The 14,531-nt window shown below is 64.4% G+C and carries 14 protein-coding genes; 1 reads left to right on the top strand and 13 read right to left on the bottom strand.

Going from position 1 to position 14,531, the window contains the following annotated elements; all coding sequences use genetic code 11:
* Positions 1–69 precede the first annotated feature (69 nt).
* The 6 genes from ribD to ACWNZ3_RS06930 form a co-directional block, all read right to left on the bottom strand.
* Positions 70–1,140, bottom strand: coding sequence for a bifunctional diaminohydroxyphosphoribosylaminopyrimidine deaminase/5-amino-6-(5-phosphoribosylamino)uracil reductase RibD (ribD, locus tag ACWNZ3_RS06955; protein WP_496901886.1), 1,071 nt, complete (start codon positions 1,138–1,140; stop codon positions 70–72).
* Between the two features lie 29 nt (positions 1,141–1,169).
* The gene (gene nrdR, locus ACWNZ3_RS06950; RefSeq protein WP_067289253.1) at positions 1,170–1,637 is read right to left on the bottom strand and encodes a transcriptional regulator NrdR; all 468 of its coding nucleotides are present in this window, start codon (positions 1,635–1,637) and stop codon (positions 1,170–1,172) included.
* A gap of 235 nt (positions 1,638–1,872) precedes the next feature.
* Positions 1,873–2,295, bottom strand: coding sequence for a secondary thiamine-phosphate synthase enzyme YjbQ (locus ACWNZ3_RS06945; protein ID WP_496901659.1), 423 nt, complete (start codon positions 2,293–2,295; stop codon positions 1,873–1,875).
* Between the two features lie 62 nt (positions 2,296–2,357).
* Positions 2,358–2,804 (bottom strand): hypothetical protein, encoded by a 447-nt coding sequence (locus ACWNZ3_RS06940; protein WP_496901658.1) that lies wholly within the window; start codon positions 2,802–2,804, stop codon positions 2,358–2,360.
* Positions 2,805–2,941: 137 nt separating this feature from the next.
* A complete protein-coding gene (locus tag ACWNZ3_RS06935) occupies positions 2,942–3,397 on the bottom strand; it encodes a thiol-disulfide oxidoreductase DCC family protein (RefSeq protein ID WP_496901657.1) in 456 nt (151 codons plus the stop codon).
* Complete coding sequence (locus tag ACWNZ3_RS06930; RefSeq protein ID WP_269365467.1) at positions 3,394–3,810, bottom strand: winged helix-turn-helix transcriptional regulator; 417 nt, start codon at positions 3,808–3,810, stop codon at positions 3,394–3,396. The genes ACWNZ3_RS06935 and ACWNZ3_RS06930 overlap by 4 nt, the downstream gene beginning before the upstream one ends.
* A gap of 77 nt (positions 3,811–3,887) precedes the next feature.
* Here ACWNZ3_RS06930 and ACWNZ3_RS06925 point away from each other — a divergent pair, with 77 nt between their 5' ends.
* The gene (locus tag ACWNZ3_RS06925; protein ID WP_496901656.1) at positions 3,888–4,757 is read left to right on the top strand and encodes an SDR family oxidoreductase; all 870 of its coding nucleotides are present in this window, start codon (positions 3,888–3,890) and stop codon (positions 4,755–4,757) included.
* 81 nt (positions 4,758–4,838) lie between these two features.
* On the opposite strand, the gene rpoD is transcribed toward ACWNZ3_RS06925, so the two are convergent.
* The 7 genes from rpoD to ACWNZ3_RS06890 form a co-directional block, all read right to left on the bottom strand.
* Positions 4,839–6,821 carry an RNA polymerase sigma factor RpoD gene (gene rpoD, locus ACWNZ3_RS06920; RefSeq protein ID WP_269365470.1) on the bottom strand — a complete coding sequence of 661 codons (1,983 nt, stop codon included), beginning with the start codon at positions 6,819–6,821 and terminating at the stop codon, positions 4,839–4,841.
* 128 nt (positions 6,822–6,949) lie between these two features.
* Positions 6,950–8,920 (bottom strand): DNA primase, encoded by a 1,971-nt coding sequence (dnaG, locus tag ACWNZ3_RS06915; protein ID WP_496901655.1) that lies wholly within the window; start codon positions 8,918–8,920, stop codon positions 6,950–6,952.
* 102 nt (positions 8,921–9,022) lie between these two features.
* The gene (locus tag ACWNZ3_RS06910; protein WP_269365474.1) at positions 9,023–9,325 is read right to left on the bottom strand and encodes a hypothetical protein; all 303 of its coding nucleotides are present in this window, start codon (positions 9,323–9,325) and stop codon (positions 9,023–9,025) included.
* 31 nt (positions 9,326–9,356) lie between these two features.
* Positions 9,357–9,899, bottom strand: coding sequence for a sarcosine oxidase subunit gamma (locus tag ACWNZ3_RS06905; protein WP_496901654.1), 543 nt, complete (start codon positions 9,897–9,899; stop codon positions 9,357–9,359).
* The gene (locus ACWNZ3_RS06900; RefSeq protein ID WP_496901653.1) at positions 9,892–12,825 is read right to left on the bottom strand and encodes a sarcosine oxidase subunit alpha family protein; all 2,934 of its coding nucleotides are present in this window, start codon (positions 12,823–12,825) and stop codon (positions 9,892–9,894) included. Before ACWNZ3_RS06900 ends, ACWNZ3_RS06905 begins: the two co-directional genes overlap by 8 nt.
* The gene (locus ACWNZ3_RS06895) at positions 12,822–13,094 is read right to left on the bottom strand and encodes a sarcosine oxidase subunit delta (RefSeq protein WP_269365478.1); all 273 of its coding nucleotides are present in this window, start codon (positions 13,092–13,094) and stop codon (positions 12,822–12,824) included. The genes ACWNZ3_RS06900 and ACWNZ3_RS06895 overlap by 4 nt, the downstream gene beginning before the upstream one ends.
* 93 nt (positions 13,095–13,187) lie before the next feature.
* The gene (locus ACWNZ3_RS06890; RefSeq protein WP_269365480.1) at positions 13,188–14,441 is read right to left on the bottom strand and encodes a sarcosine oxidase subunit beta family protein; all 1,254 of its coding nucleotides are present in this window, start codon (positions 14,439–14,441) and stop codon (positions 13,188–13,190) included.
* Positions 14,442–14,531 lie beyond the last annotated feature (90 nt).

Genomic DNA, 14,531 nt, shown 5'->3' with positions numbered 1-14,531 from the left:
AGCGAACAAGTGATTCAGGTATATCCCGAAGCGCTATAGAGCCAAAAAGAAAGGGGGGGTGTGGCCCCGTCAGGCGCGGTGCCAGATGTGCAGGGCGTCAGCCCCGATGCGGCGGGTTTCGCCCAGGGTGTAGCGTGGTGCAGCGGCGAGCCGGGACAGGCCCATGGCGCCGATGCCCGGCAACCCCTCTGCCCCGATGATCAGCCCTGCGTTGAAACCGATGAGCTGGTCCACCAGATCCGCCTCGATCAGCGATGCGGCAAGCGCGCTGCCCCCTTCGCAGAAGATCCGCGTCAGCCCATGTGCGCCGAGCTGCCGCAGCACATCGACCGGGTCGAGCTGCCCGCCCCGTGCGGCGCAGGGCAGCAGGGTGGCCCCAAGATCGCGCCACGTGCGCGCAAGGGTCGGATCGGCGTCCCTGCCATGGCACAGGATCAGCGGCACCTCGGCGGCGCTGCGGGCCAGTTTGCCCATCAGCGGCAGATCAAGGCGGCGTGACACAACCACCCGGGCGGGTTGCCATGTGACCCCCAGATCGCGCACCGTGAGGCTGGGATCGTCCTTGCGGGCGGTGCCACCGCCCACCATCACCGCATCGTGGCGCGCGCGCATGGCGTGGACGGCGCGGCGTGCCTCGGGCCCGGTGATCCACTGGCTTTCCCCGGTGCCGGTGGCAATGCGGCCATCGAATGTCTGGGCCAGTTTCAATGTCACGACGGGCTGGCCCTGGCTCACACGTCTGAAAAACCCTTCATGATCCCGCCGGGCCTCAGCTTCGCAGACACCCTGCACCACCTCGATGCCCGCCGCGCGCAGCATGGCCACACCGCGCCCGTCGACACGGGCATCCTGATCCTGAACCGCGATGACAACGCGGGCCACGCCCGCCTCGATCAGCGCCCTGGCACAGGGCGGGGTCTGTCCGTGATGCGCACAGGGTTCCAGCGTCACATAGACATCCGCCCCCCTGGCGGCGGCACCGGCCTGCGCCAGCGCCTCGGTCTCTGCATGGGGCCTGCCGCCGGGCTGGGTCCAGCCGCGCCCGACGATCCGGCCTGCCGCCACGATCACGCAGCCCACCGCCGGGTTCGGCCAGACACGCCCCTGGCCGCGACGCCCCAGCGTCAGCGCATGCGCCATGAAGCGCGCGTCGATGCCCGCCTGCCCGGTCACTCTTCCTTGGGCAGGTCGGGTCGCAGCTCGGCGACGAATTTGTCGAAATCGTCTGCAGCCTGGAAGTTCTTGTAAACACTGGCAAAGCGCACGTAGGCCACGGTGTCGATCCGGTTCAGCGCTTCCATCACGATCTCGCCGATCTGCTTGGAACCGATGTCGGTTTCGCCCATGCTTTCCAGCCGCCGCACGATGCCGCTGATCATCTGGTCGATCCGCTCGGGCTCTATCGGGCGTTTCTGCATCGAGATCCGGATCGAGCGTTCCAGCTTGTCGCGGTCGAAATCCTCGCGTTTGCCATTGGTCTTGATCACAACGAGGTCGCGCAGCTGCACACGCTCATAGGTGGTGAACCGCCCGCCACAGGCCGGGCAAAAACGCCTGCGCCGGATGGAAACGTGATCCTCCGCCGGGCGACTGTCCTTAACTTGGGTATCGATATTTCCGCAGAATGGGCACCGCATCGGCCATCCCCCTTTTTCTAACCTGCCTCGCTTGTGGGGCTATACGCCCTCTTGCCGAAACTTATAGGGTCTACGCGAGGTTTTGGGTAGGGGCGAAATGCGCCGCAACATGTTGTGTGTCCAGATGTGACCTGAAGCCAACGGTCGCCGATGCCGCGCCATGCAGGAAACAGGCAGGGCAAATGCAGGTCACCGGGACGAAATTTGCCGCAGGAGCCACCGGATCCGGAGGCGTTCAGCCCCTGTCGGCGCTGAAATGTGCCGCGACCCTGCGCCGGTGGGGCGCATCGCGATGTTCGAACAGATAGATCCCCTGCCAGGTCCCCAGTTGCAGCCGCCCGCCAGCCACGGGAATGGACAGGTTCACCGGCAGCATCGCCGCCTTGATATGGGCGGGCATGTCATCGGGCCCTTCCATGCGGTGCCGCAGATAGCTCATGGCGGGAGCATCCGCAGGCGGCACCAGCCGCTGGTAGAAGGCCAGCAGATCGGTCTGCACATCCGGATCGGCGTTTTCCTGTATCAGAAGAGAGGCCGAGGTGTGGCAGATCAAAAGCGTCAGCAACCCGTCGCCCTGACCGGCAACCCAATGCGCGACCTTGTCGGTAAGGGGGTATAGCCCCTGGCCCGCAGTGGAAATGGTAAAACTGGTCTGCATGGTTCCGATCAGCCCCGCTGGCCCCCTGATTGAACGCAATCCTTCATCCGCCGACAATCGCCTCAGTTCAGACCGCGCCGGAAGCGGATGGTCTCGAATTCCAGCAAGAAGTCCCTGCAGAACTGGTTGGCGTGATAGACCGGCAGGCCCAGGCCGGGCGTGTCCACACGCACGGCGACAGAGCGGGACGGTTCGGTCGGCAAACTGGATGCATCGGTGGTGAAAACCACACCCACCCGCCCGCTGTAGCTTTGCGACCTGCCGCGGGGCGATTTGACGTAAAGCCGCTGGGTCGCCGCCACGCCAAGCTGGTGGATCGCGTAATCCGCCGCTGCGCACCACATGCCCCGCGCACCTTCGCCAAGGGCTTCAATGACCTCGAACGACGTCGGTGAGATGCCATGGACCTTCAGGTGATTGACCGCTTCATAGGACGGGGCAGCCGATGCCGCCGACAGACCACCCGTCAAAATCGCCACTGACACTGCGGCAAAGCTCAATCTTCGCATGTCGTATCCTTTGCTTAGCTGACCCCATCAGAAATAGGCTGAACTGGGGGCAAGTCTAATCACAGCTGTGTCACCTTTTGCGCCCCCCGGTCGCCGACCACAACCCGGATCCGGGAATGCCCGGACAAAAGCGGACCTCAAAAGCCATCCGGCGCGAAACGGGCGCGCAGCGGGGCATCCGGGATCATGCATTGATCGTAGCGGCCGAAGATGCGGAACCGGTTGCGCGCGATCAGCCGGTAAAGCGGCATCTTGATGGACCGTGGGAGGAATTTCACCCCGCCAAGCAGCCGCCAGGGCCAGCCCGATGCCCCCATCGCTGCCGCGAATGCATCAAGATGTCCATGGATCCGCCCTTCCGTCACCACGAGGTTTGTCTCAAAATCATCTGTCGGCAGCCCCAATGCCTGATAGAGCGATTGCCCCAAGGGCGATTGCGCCGTGGCAAAGGCAAAGCGCCGGGAACGATCGCGGCGCAGCATGAAGCGAAAGAAGCCGGAGCACAAAACACATTCGCCATCAAATACGATCAGGTCGCGCTGCTCCAGCTTGGCCTGCAATGCCGCATCAAGCTGTGAAACCCGTCCAATCATGCCTGCGCCGCATCGTAACGGGCGCGGGCCGCGTTGAGGGCGGTTTCATTGGCCTCGGCCCAGCCGATCAGCGACCGGATCGGTCCCATCAGCGAATGGCCCATCGGCGTCAGAGCGTATTGAACGGCCGGTGGCTTGGTCGGGAATACGGTCCGGTCGATGAACCCGCCGCGCTCTAGGTCGCGCAGGCTTTGGGTCAGCATCCGCCGCGAAATATCCGGCAGCATCCGCAGCAGGGTGTTGAAGCGTCGCGGCTCCTGCTCCAGCGCCAGAAGCACGAGGGTCGTCCACTTGGCTGCGATATGGTCAAGCAGGTCGCGCACCGGGCAGACCCCGTCGGGAGAGGGGTGCAGCGCGCTCAGCGACGCAGGGTCTTGCCGGGTCGCGGTTCCTTCGGTGTTACCTTGTGACATGAAGATGCCTCCTTTCGGGATGTCTTAGCGGTCTCTAAATGAGACTTACACTCGATTCGGAACGAAAGGAAAACCAAATGTCTTCGAACAGCATTCTTGTCACCGGGGCGAGCGGCCAGCTGGGCCAGCTCGTGCTCGATCATCTGCAACGTCTGGCCCCGGAGGCCGCCATCGCGGGCCTTGTGCGCAAGGAAGCGGATGCCGCCGCCCTCAGGGCCCGGGGCGTTGAGCCGAGGATCGGGGATTACACCGATCCGGCCAGCCTGCGCAGCGCGATGGCGGGGGTTCACAAGGTCTTGCTGATCTCCTCCAGCGCGGTGGGTCAACGCGTCGCCCAGCATCAGAACGTGATCGACGCCGCCAGGGACGCAGATGTCGGCCTGATCGCCTATACCTCCATCCTGCGGGCCGACAGCTCGCCCATGATCCTTGCCCAGGAGCACAAGGAGACCGAGGCCGCGCTGCGCAGTTCCGGCCTGCCCGTCACGCTGTTGCGCAATGGCTGGTATACGGAGAACCTGCTGGGCGCGCTGGACAGCGACCTGAAGCTGGGTCAGCATTTCGGTGCTGCCGGTGACGGCAGGTTCACAACCGCCACCCGCAACGATTACGCCGAAGCCGCCGCTGTCGCGCTGCTGAGCGACGACGCCGCCGGAAAGGTCTATGAACTGGCCGGGCAGCCCGCGTTTACCCTGTCAGAATTCGCTCAGACCTTAAGCGCGGAGGCGGGCAGCGAGGTCGCCTACGTGGACATGCCGCAGGAAGCCTTCGCCCAGGCGCTGGTCGCGGCCGGGCTGCCGGAAGGTTTCGCAGGTGTGCTGGCGGACAGCGACGCCCAGGCGGCCAAGGGCGCGCTAGAGACTGACAGCACCGACCTTGAAACCCTGATCGGGCGGCCTGCAACGCCGCTGAAGGATGCGATCAGGGCAGCACTGGCAGCCCGGTAACGCCCTGCGTCAAAAAGAAAAGGACCGGCACAGCGCCGGTCCTTTGTATCTCTGACACTACCCTTTCGGGCCGGTGCTTGCCTATTGATCCAGGAAACTCCGCAGCTTCCGGCTCCGGCTCGGGTGCTTGAGCTTGCGCAGCGCCTTGGCTTCGATCTGGCGGATACGTTCGCGGGTCACGCTGAACTGCTGGCCGACTTCTTCCAGCGTGTGGTCGGTGTTCATGCCGATGCCGAAGCGCATCCGCAGAACCCGTTCTTCGCGCGGGGTGAGCGAGGCCAGAACCCGTGTCGTGGTTTCCTTGAGGTTCTCCTGAATGGCGCTGTCGAGGGGCAGAACCGCATTCTTGTCCTCGATGAAATCGCCAAGCTGGCTGTCTTCCTCGTCGCCGATGGGCGTCTCCAGGGAAATCGGCTCCTTGGCGATCTTCATCACCTTGCGGACCTTCTCCAGCGGCATTTGCAGCTTTTCGGCCAGTTCTTCCGGCGTCGGCTCGCGGCCGATTTCATGCAGCATCTGGCGACCGGTGCGCACCAGCTTGTTGATCGTCTCGATCATATGGACCGGGATACGGATGGTGCGCGCCTGATCCGCGATGGACCGGGTGATCGCCTGCCGGATCCACCATGTCGCATAGGTGGAGAACTTGTAGCCGCGGCGGTATTCGAACTTGTCCACCGCCTTCATCAGGCCGATGTTGCCTTCCTGAATGAGATCAAGGAACTGCAAACCGCGGTTGGTGTATTTCTTGGCAATCGAGATCACCAGACGCAGGTTCGCCTCGACCATTTCCTTCTTGGCCTGACGGGCTTCTTTCTCGCCCTTCTGAACCTGCTGCACGATGCGGCGGAATTCAGAGATGTCGAGACCCACATATTGACCGACCTGCGCCATGTCGGCGCGCAGCTCTTCGACCTTGTCGGCAGAGCGTTCGATGAACATCTGCCAGCCGCGACCGGATTTGTCGGCCATCCGCTCCATCCAGTTGGGATCCAGCTCGTAGCCGCGATAGGCGTCGACAAATTCCTTGCGGTTGATGCGGGCCTGGTCGGCGAGTTTGACCATGGCGGAGTCGATCTGCATGATCCGGCGGTTGATGCCGTAAAGCTGGTCGATCAGCGCCTCGATACGGTTGTTGTGCAGATGCAGCTCGTTGACCAGCAACACGATCTCGGACCGCAGTTTCTGATATTTGTCTTCCTGCTTGCTGGAGAACGATCCATCCTCGTTCAGCGTGGCGGAAATCCGGCTGTCCTGCATTTCGCTCAGCTTGGCGTAATCGTCGGCGATGATGTCCAGCGCTTCCAGGACCTGCGGTTTCAGCGCCGCTTCCATGGCCGCCAGGCTCATGTTGGCCTGTTCGTCTTCGTCATCGTCGTCATCGCTGGCAATCGGGTTGCCGTCTGCGTCCAACTCCTGCTTGTCGTCGTCCGACTTGGAGTCCGCAGCACCCCCGGGGGCCACCACGGGCGCGGTTACCTCCTCGTCGCCCAGCTGGTTGCCGAATGTCGCCTCAAGGTCGATCACATCGCGCAGCAGGATGTCCTCGGACAGCAGTTCGTCGCGCCAGATGGTGATCGCCTGAAAGGTCAGCGGGCTTTCACACAGGCCCGCAATCATCGTGTTGCGGCCGGCCTCGATCCGCTTGGCGATGGCGATTTCGCCCTCGCGGGACAGCAGTTCGACGCTGCCCATCTCGCGCAGGTACATGCGCACCGGGTCATCGGTGCGGTCCAGTTTCTCGGCGGTGCCGGAGGACAGCGCAACTTCCTTGGCGCTGTCGGTGGTGGCCAGTTCGGTGGACCCCTTGGCGTCTTCCTCCTCGGCGTCTTCATCCTCGATGACGTTGATGCCCATTTCGGACAGCATCGACATCACATCCTCGATCTGTTCGGATGAGACCTGATCAGGGGGCAGAACGGTGTTCAGCTGGTCATAGGTGATATAGCCCCGTTCCCGCGCCTCGGAGATCATCTTCTTGACGGCAGCCTGGCTCATATCCAGCGAATGACCGCTGTCGGAGTCGTCCCGTTTGGTATCTTCGTTGGTGTCCTTAGCGGCCATGAACGTCCTCCAGCGCGGTTGCGCGAATCAGTGTGGTGATTCGGTTGTCGCGAATCATGCGGGGTTTGCGGTGATTCTTAAACCCGTTGTACTGCTTTTTCCCCAAGAGCCTGCGAAAAGGTCACTTTTCAACTGCGGCCCTTGGGTTTTTCATAGGTAATGTTCTCAAGCAGCGCGTCCAGCGCGCTGCGTTCATCGCGGGACATGCGTGCGCCATTCTCGCCCACCTCATATTCCGCCTTGTCTTCCTGCCCCGACCTCGTGGCCTGATCCGCGCTGCGCACAGCCTCGCTCAACCGCCAGGTCAGCCCTTCGTCGGCGGTGCCTGCCATGTCTTCCTCGGCCTCGGCAATTTCCGCGCTCAGCCCCCGCGCCGCCTCCAGCTTGGCCAGTTCCTCGGCCACGGTCATGGTGGCCATCTCGGTGTTGCCCGGGTTGCGGATACAGGGGGTGATCGCGACATGGCGCTGTGAGGTCAGGTTTTCAAGGGCATCCGGCCCCAGCACGCTGGAAATTTTTTCGCGCAACACTGCCGCGCCCTGCGGCGCATGGCGCAGAATCATGTCGCGGATCACCGCATGGGTGCGGTCCTGACAGGCCATGCTTTCCAGGCCGCTTTCAAAATCCTCGGCAATCTCCGGGCAGCCCAGCACGGCGGCCAGGATCACCGCTTCGCGCAGGTGATGGGTCACATGGTTGTCGCCCCCCGCCAGCACCGAGGCCTTGGTGCTGGGCAAAGGGGCCAGCGGCGGGGCCTGCCACTTGCCGCCAGGCCGCGCCCCCCGGTTGGCAGAGCCGGTCCGCGCGCCGGGACCCGGGCGGAACAGCTGCCAGCGCAGATCCTTGATCTCCTGGCCGTAGTGGCTGCGGATTGACGGATCCCGGATCAGCTTGATCTTCTCGCGCAGGGATTTGTCCAGCGCCGCCTTGCGTTCGGGGCTGTCGAACACCCGGCCTTCGGTTTCGCGTTGCCACAGCAGCCGCACCATCGGGATCGCCTGATCTATCAGTTTCTGAAAGGCCCCCGGTCCCGCCGCTTTCAGCAGATCGTCCGGGTCCTGCCCCTCTGGCATCATGGCAAAGCGGAGCGACTGGCCCGCCTCAAGCAGGGGCAGCGCAAGGTCGATCAGGCGCAGCGCGGCGCGCTGGCCTGCGGTGTCGCCATCCAACGTGATGATCGGTTCGGGGTCGATCCGCCAGAGCATCTGCAACTGGTTTTCGGTGATCGCCGTGCCCAGGGGGGCCACCGCCGCCTCGAAGCCCGCGCCATGCAGGGCAATCACATCCATATAACCTTCGGCCACCAGCAGCGGTTGCCCCTTGCCCGCCGCCGTGCGCGCGTCGCGCACGTTGTAAAGGCTGCGGCCCTTGTCGAACAATTCGGTCTCGGGCGAATTGAGGTATTTGGCATTGTCGTTCGGGTCCATCGCCCGGCCACCAAAGGCAATCGCCCGCCCCCGCGCATCGCGGATCGGGAACATGATCCGCCCGCGAAAGGTGTCATAGGGTTTGCCGCCCTTGGACGAAGGCTTGGCCAGCCCCGCATCCAGCATCATCTGCTCCGACACGCCCTTGCCGGTCAGCGCGTCCCACAGCCCCTGCCAGCTGTCCGGCGCAAAGCCGATTTCCCAATGGTCGAGCGCCTTTTCCTCCAGCCCCCGCCGCGCCAGATAGGCCCGCGCCTCCGCCGCCGCCCCGGTCTGCAGTTGCAGGCGGAACCAGCGCACCGCCAGTTCCATCACCTCGGCCAGATCGCTGCGCTTGTCCGCCTTCTCGGCGGCCCTGGGGTCGCGTGCGGGCATCGGCATGCCCGCCTCGCGCGCAAGGATCTCCACCGCCTCCATGAAGCCGACATTCTCCGTCTCGCGCACGAATGAGATCGCATCCCCCTTGGCGTGACAGCCAAAGCAGTAATAGAATCCCTTGCGGTCATCGACATGGAAGCTGGCGGATTTTTCCTGATGAAAGGGGCAAGGCGCCCACATGTCGCCCTTGCCCTGATTGGACTTGCGCTGATCCCACATGACTTTGCGGCCGACGACCTGAGACAGGCTCGCTCGGCTGCGCAATTCGTCCAGGAATCCGGGTGGCAGGCTCATACCATATCTTACGCCCCGCGCCCGCCATCGTCCAGCGGGTGCCGCGTCAGCACATCAACAGGTTGGTGTTCCGGCGGCCCGGTCAGGCCGCCCGGTCGAGGGTCACTGTGACAGGCACATCTCTTTCCAGGCCGCAGACAGGTCCTGGGATTTCACGTCACGCATCTTCATCTCGTAGACCCAGGGGGTCACCAGCGTGATCGCGGTATTGTAGCGGTCCGGCCATGTCGCCTTGGCGGCCACATGCGCAGGCACCTTGCGTTCGCCGATCCGGTCGATCCGCGCCTGCTGAACGGCGGCAACCACAGCCGCCTGATGCCCGCAATCGGTTTCCTTCTTGCTGGCTGCCATTGCCGGGCCGCAAAACGCTGCAACAACCGCCGAAACCACGAAATACTTTACCATTGGGTCACTCCACTCATGTGCTGACACCGCCTTAACCGCGCGCGGCCACAGCTTCCATCGCTGTTTTCATATCATGCACCAATGTGGCTGCCATCGACCGAAAGACAAGGATCATGAAGCTGTCCGCCCCGGTTTTCGTGATCGACGCGGACATGTGGTAAAGCTGTGTGCGCAGGCTGTGCCCGCGCTTGAACGATGTTTCGCGCAGGTCCACCGGGACCAGCCGCGCCAGCACATCCACGGCGGCGGGCCCCTTCAGCTGCACCACGGCCCAGGCATCGGATTGATCCACAACCGCGCCATGATCGGCAAGTGCCGGATCGGGCACGGGACCCATCAGCAGAGCCTCGCCGCGTCCGAACCAGATGCAACGCGCGCCCTGCTTGCCGGTCGCGCGCAGGGGGCCGGGCCAGCGCAGCCCATGGGCCTTTTCCAAAGCCGCACCCAAGCCCGCCGCATCGCCCGGAGGGGCAAGAGAGGTCAGCGCCCCGGCCGTCACTTCCATCAGCTCCGCATCCCCGATGGTCAGCGGCAGCAGCCCGTCACAGGGGGTTTTCGCTGTCAGTTCAACCACGCACCCGCTCCCCTTCACGATCCAGAAACACCGGATGGCAGATCTCGACATCCGCCTCCAGCCCGCGCAGATGATCCACCATGCGGATCACCTCGCCCTCGCGGGCCATGCCGCGCCTGACGAAACCCAGCCCGATCATATGCCCCAGATCGGGCGAGAACCCGACCGAGGTGATATAGCCCTGATCGTTCTCGCGCACCGCCTCTGCGCCCGCGTCGAACAGATGCGCGCCCGCGCTGATCTGCCGGACCGCGCCCACAGGTTTCAGCCCCACAAGCTGTTCTCGCGTCTCCTCCACCAGACCGGGCCGCGCCGCCAGGGTCTTGCCGATGCAATCCTTCCTGGCCGAGACCATCCGCCCCATGCCAATGTCAAAGGCGGTTGTGCGCCCGTGAATCTCGGCATGGGTGATGAAGCCCTTTTCGATCCTGAGCACGTTCAGCGCCTCCATCCCATAGGCCCCGCCGCCCAGCGCCTCGGCGCGGCTGACCAGCAGGTCAAACAGGCTGGCCCCGAAGCGCGCAGGCACCGCCACCTCATAGGCATGTTCGCCCGAAAACGAGATCCGGAAGAGCCGCCCCTGCACCCCGCAGACCTCCACCGCACCGCAGGCCATGAAGGGCCAGCTTTCGCCGTCGATTTCGGCGCCCAGCAGGCCATTCAGCAGCTCGCGCGACTTTGGCCCGGCCACGGCAAACTGCGCCCATTGTTCGGTGACCGAGGCAAAGGCGACCTGCCATTCGGGATGCAGACATTGGGTCACGAATTCCAGATGCCGCATCACCTGCCCCGCGGCGGCGGTGGTGGTGGTCATCACGTAATGCGCCTCCCCCAGCCGTGCGGTGGTGCCGTCATCCATCACATGGCCATCCTCGCGCAGCATCAGACCATAGCGCACCCGCCCGACCGGCAGTGTCGAAAACATGTTGGTATAGACGAAATCCAGCAGCTTCGCCGCGTCCGGCCCCTGAATGTCGATCTTGCCCAGGGTGGAGACATCGCAAACCCCCACCGCCTTGCGCACATGACCCACTTCCCGGTCACAGGATTGTCGCCAGCCGCTTTCCCCCGTCCTGGGGAAATAGCTGGGCCGGTACCAAAGCCCCGCTTCGATCATCGGCGCCCCCATCGCGATTGACGCCTGGTGCGAGGTGGTGAAACGCTGCGGCGCAAAGCCCTTGCCCTGCGCCCCTGCCCCCATCGCGGCAATCGCCACTGGCACATAGGGCGGGCGGAAGGTGGTGGTTCCGGTCTCCGGAATGCCCCGCCCGGTGGCATCCGCCAGGATCGCCAGCGCGGCCACGTTGGAATTCTTGCCCTGATCCGTCGCCATGCCCTGCGTCGTGTAACGCTTCATATGTTCGACCGAGCGGAAGTTCTCCACCGCCGCCTGTTTCACATCCTTGACCGAAACATCGTTCTGGAAATCGAGCCAGGCCCGCCCCTTGCCCGGCACCGCCCAAAGCGGTTCCATCGCATAGGCGTCATCCTCTGCCCGGGGCACCTCCATGGCACCCGCCTTCATGCCCAGCGCGGCGATCACTTCTGCCGCCGCATCAACCCCGGCCTGCAGGCAGGCCCGGGTCGGGAAGACACCGTTGCAGGCCCCTGCCGCAACCATCCCCGGCACCGCATCGGGCCTCGGCACAAATGCCTGAATACCGGCATCCCACCGGGGCCGTCCGTTCATATGGCAGGTCAGATGCACCGTGGGGTTCCAGCCTCCCGACATCGCCAGGCAATCGGTCTGGATCGCCTGTTCGCCCGAGGCCGTCCGGATGGTGATCGCCTCCAGCTCCTTGCGGCCCGCCGCGTTGCAGACCTGCGCACCGGTGTGGACCGGGAAATCCGCCCCCTCGACCGTCACATCGGCACGGCTGTCGATCAGCGCCGCCACATGGACCCCCGCCGCCGCCAGATCGCGTGCCGTGCGATGGGCATCGTCGTTGTTGCCGAATACCGTCACATGTTTGCCGGGGCTCACCCCCCAGCGGTTCAGATAGGCCCGCACCGCCCCGGCCGTGATCACGCCGGGCCGGTCGTTGTTCTGGAAGGCAACCGGCCGTTCCAGCGCCCCGGCCGCCAGGATGCTGCGGCGCGCATGGATGCGCCAGAAGGTCTCCAGCGGCAGGTTCGCGCGACGCGCGCCATGGTGGTTCACCCGCTCCAGCGCGCCATACATGCCGCCGTCATAGGCCCCGGTCACGGTGGTGCGCGTCATCAGCCGCACATTCGGCATGGCCGAAAGCTCTGCCACCATGTCCGCCGCCCAGGCATGGCCCGGTTGATGGCCGATGACCCCGGTCTCGGCATTCAGCCGCCCGCCCATCCGCGCATCCTCATCCGCCAGGATCACATCCGCCCCGGCCCGTGCCGCCGTCAGCGCCGCCATCAAACCCGTGGGCCCACCCCCGATCACCAGCAGATCGCAGAAGGCATAGGCGCGTTCGTACCGGTCCTGATCATGCTTGCCGCTGAGCGCCCCCAGACCGGCAGCGCGCCGGATGATCGGCTCATAGACCGCTTCCCAGAACTTCGCGGGCCACATGAAGGTCTTGTAATAGAACCCCGCCCCCAGAAAGGGCGCGGCCAGGTCGTTCACCGCCATCACGTCGAAATCCAGCGAGGGCCAGGCATTCTGGCTGCGCACCTCCAGCCCGTCGTAAATCTCCTGCACGGTTGCACGCACATTGGGATCCGCCTCTGCGCCCCTGCCGACCGTGACCAGCGCGTTCGGCTCTTCCGAACCTGCGGTCAGCACGCCACGCGGACGGTGATACTTGAACGACCGCCCCATCAGCTTTTGACCATTGGCCAGAAGCGCGGAGGCGACGGTATCGCCCTGGAACCCCTGGTAAGACCGCCCGTCGAACCGGAAAGTGACAGCTTTGCTGCGGTCGATCAGACCCTTGCCCGCGATCCTCATGCCCCGGCCTCCTCAGCGTCAGTGGCCAGCACCACCCGGGAGATCGCATGGCTGACCGTGTCCCGCGTTACCACCAACCAGGCCGAACAGCCTCCCTCGTGATGCCACAGCTCGCGGGTCTGCCCCGCCGGATTGTCGCGCAGATGCAGGTAATCGTCCCAGGCGGCCTCACCGGCATCCGGCGCCGGCCGCGCCAAAGCCACCGCAGCGCCCTGATAATAGAATTCGCGCCGGTCGCGCGATCCGCATAGGGGGCAGTCGATCCTCATGTGGTCCTCTCCGACAGGGCGCCAACACCCCGTTTCATTGTTCCCGAAATACACACCACAACGCCCGCCACAGGCGCGCGGCCGGCGTGGGGCTCAGTGAAGGTTATGCTGCGCACCGGTGCCCTCCTCGTCCATCAACCCCCTGCCGGTGCGGAACCGGTCCAGCCGGAATTTCGCCGCCGGGGCGTGATGTTCCCCCGTCGCCATCAGATGGGCAAAGGAAAAGCCCGACCCCGGCACCGCCTTGAAGCCGCCGTAACACCAGCCGCAGTCAATGAACAAACCCTCGGTATCGGTCTTGTCGATGATCGGGCTGCCATCGGGTGTCATGTCCATGATCCCGCCCCAGCTGCGCAGCACCCTGGCCTTGCCGATCATCGGCATCAGGGTCATGCCGGCCTCCATCACATGTTCCATCATCGGCATGTTGCCGCGCTGCGCATAAGAGGCGTAGAAATCCAGATCGCCGCCAAAGACCAGCCCGCCCTTGTCGGACTGGCTGATATAGAAGTGCCCCATGCCAAAGCTGACCACATGGTCGATCACCGGTTTCACGCCCTCGCTGACGAAGGCCTGCAGGATGTGGCTTTCGATCGGCAGGCGCATGCCGGCCATGGCGGCCACCTGGCCCGAGCGACCCGCCACCACGATGCCGACCTTCCTGGCCCGGATCGGGCCGCGGGTGGTCTGCACCCCCCGCACCTTGCCGTTTTCGATGTCGATGCCGGTCACTTCGCATTGCTGGATCAGGTCCACACCGCGCTGGTCCGCGCCGCGCGCATAACCCCAGGCCACCGCATCATGCCGCGCGGTGCCGCCGCGCGGATGCAGCAGCCCGCCGTAGATCGGAAAGCGGCCATTGTCGAAGTCGAGATAGGGCAGATACCGGCGCACCCCCTCACGGTCCAGCAGCACCGCGTCGTCGCCCTGGTTGATCATCGCATTGCCGCGCCGGGCAAAGGCATCGCGCTGGCCGTCGGAATGAAACAGGTTGATCAGCCCGCGCTGCGAATGCATCGCGTTGTAGTTCAGGTCTTTCTCCATCCCTTCCCACAGCTTCAGCGAGTGGGAATAGAACTCCGAATTGCCCTGCAGAAAGTAATTGGCGCGCACGATTGTCGTGTTGCGCCCCACGTTGCCTCCACCGAGGTAGCCCTTTTCGAGCACCGCGATATTGGTCATGCCGTGGTTCCTGGCCAGGTAATAGGCGGTGGACAACCCATGCCCGCCGCCGCCGATGATCACGGCATCATATTCCGGCTTCGGTTCCGGATCGCGCCAATGCTGCGTCCAGCCCTTGTTGCCGGTCAGCCCTTCGCGCAGCACGCGCCACCCTGAAAACCGCATTCGAAACTCCCCTCGACTGGACCAAGTGAACCAAGTCCCGCCCAGAGGTGCAATGCCCGCCGGCCAGATGCACGGTGCTTTTCGACAGAA

The sequence above is a fragment of the Sulfitobacter sp. IGS-18 genome (assembly GCF_059628195.1).
The sequence above is the reverse complement of the archived record's forward strand: the minus strand, read 5'-3'. Positions and strand labels throughout refer to the sequence as shown.

What these genes read in the sequence shown, in the direction of transcription:
- ribD (WP_496901886.1), bottom strand. Translation starts at nt 1,140, where the DNA reads ATGGCGCATGCGCTGACGCTGGGGCGTCGCGGCCAGGGGCGTGTCTGG.
- nrdR (WP_067289253.1), bottom strand. Translation starts at nt 1,637, where the DNA reads ATGCGGTGCCCATTCTGCGGAAATATCGATACCCAAGTTAAGGACAGT.
- ACWNZ3_RS06945 (WP_496901659.1), bottom strand. Translation starts at nt 2,295, where the DNA reads ATGCAGACCAGTTTTACCATTTCCACTGCGGGCCAGGGGCTATACCCC.
- ACWNZ3_RS06940 (WP_496901658.1), bottom strand. Translation starts at nt 2,804, where the DNA reads ATGCGAAGATTGAGCTTTGCCGCAGTGTCAGTGGCGATTTTGACGGGT.
- ACWNZ3_RS06935 (WP_496901657.1), bottom strand. Translation starts at nt 3,397, where the DNA reads ATGATTGGACGGGTTTCACAGCTTGATGCGGCATTGCAGGCCAAGCTG.
- ACWNZ3_RS06930 (WP_269365467.1), bottom strand. Translation starts at nt 3,810, where the DNA reads ATGTCACAAGGTAACACCGAAGGAACCGCGACCCGGCAAGACCCTGCG.
- ACWNZ3_RS06925 (WP_496901656.1), top strand. Translation starts at nt 3,888, where the DNA reads ATGTCTTCGAACAGCATTCTTGTCACCGGGGCGAGCGGCCAGCTGGGC.
- rpoD (WP_269365470.1), bottom strand. Translation starts at nt 6,821, where the DNA reads ATGGCCGCTAAGGACACCAACGAAGATACCAAACGGGACGACTCCGAC.
- dnaG (WP_496901655.1), bottom strand. Translation starts at nt 8,920, where the DNA reads ATGAGCCTGCCACCCGGATTCCTGGACGAATTGCGCAGCCGAGCGAGC.
- ACWNZ3_RS06910 (WP_269365474.1), bottom strand. Translation starts at nt 9,325, where the DNA reads ATGGTAAAGTATTTCGTGGTTTCGGCGGTTGTTGCAGCGTTTTGCGGC.
- ACWNZ3_RS06900 (WP_496901653.1), bottom strand. Translation starts at nt 12,825, where the DNA reads ATGAGGATCGCGGGCAAGGGTCTGATCGACCGCAGCAAAGCTGTCACT.
- ACWNZ3_RS06895 (WP_269365478.1), bottom strand. Translation starts at nt 13,094, where the DNA reads ATGAGGATCGACTGCCCCCTATGCGGATCGCGCGACCGGCGCGAATTC.
- ACWNZ3_RS06890 (WP_269365480.1), bottom strand. Translation starts at nt 14,441, where the DNA reads ATGCGGTTTTCAGGGTGGCGCGTGCTGCGCGAAGGGCTGACCGGCAAC.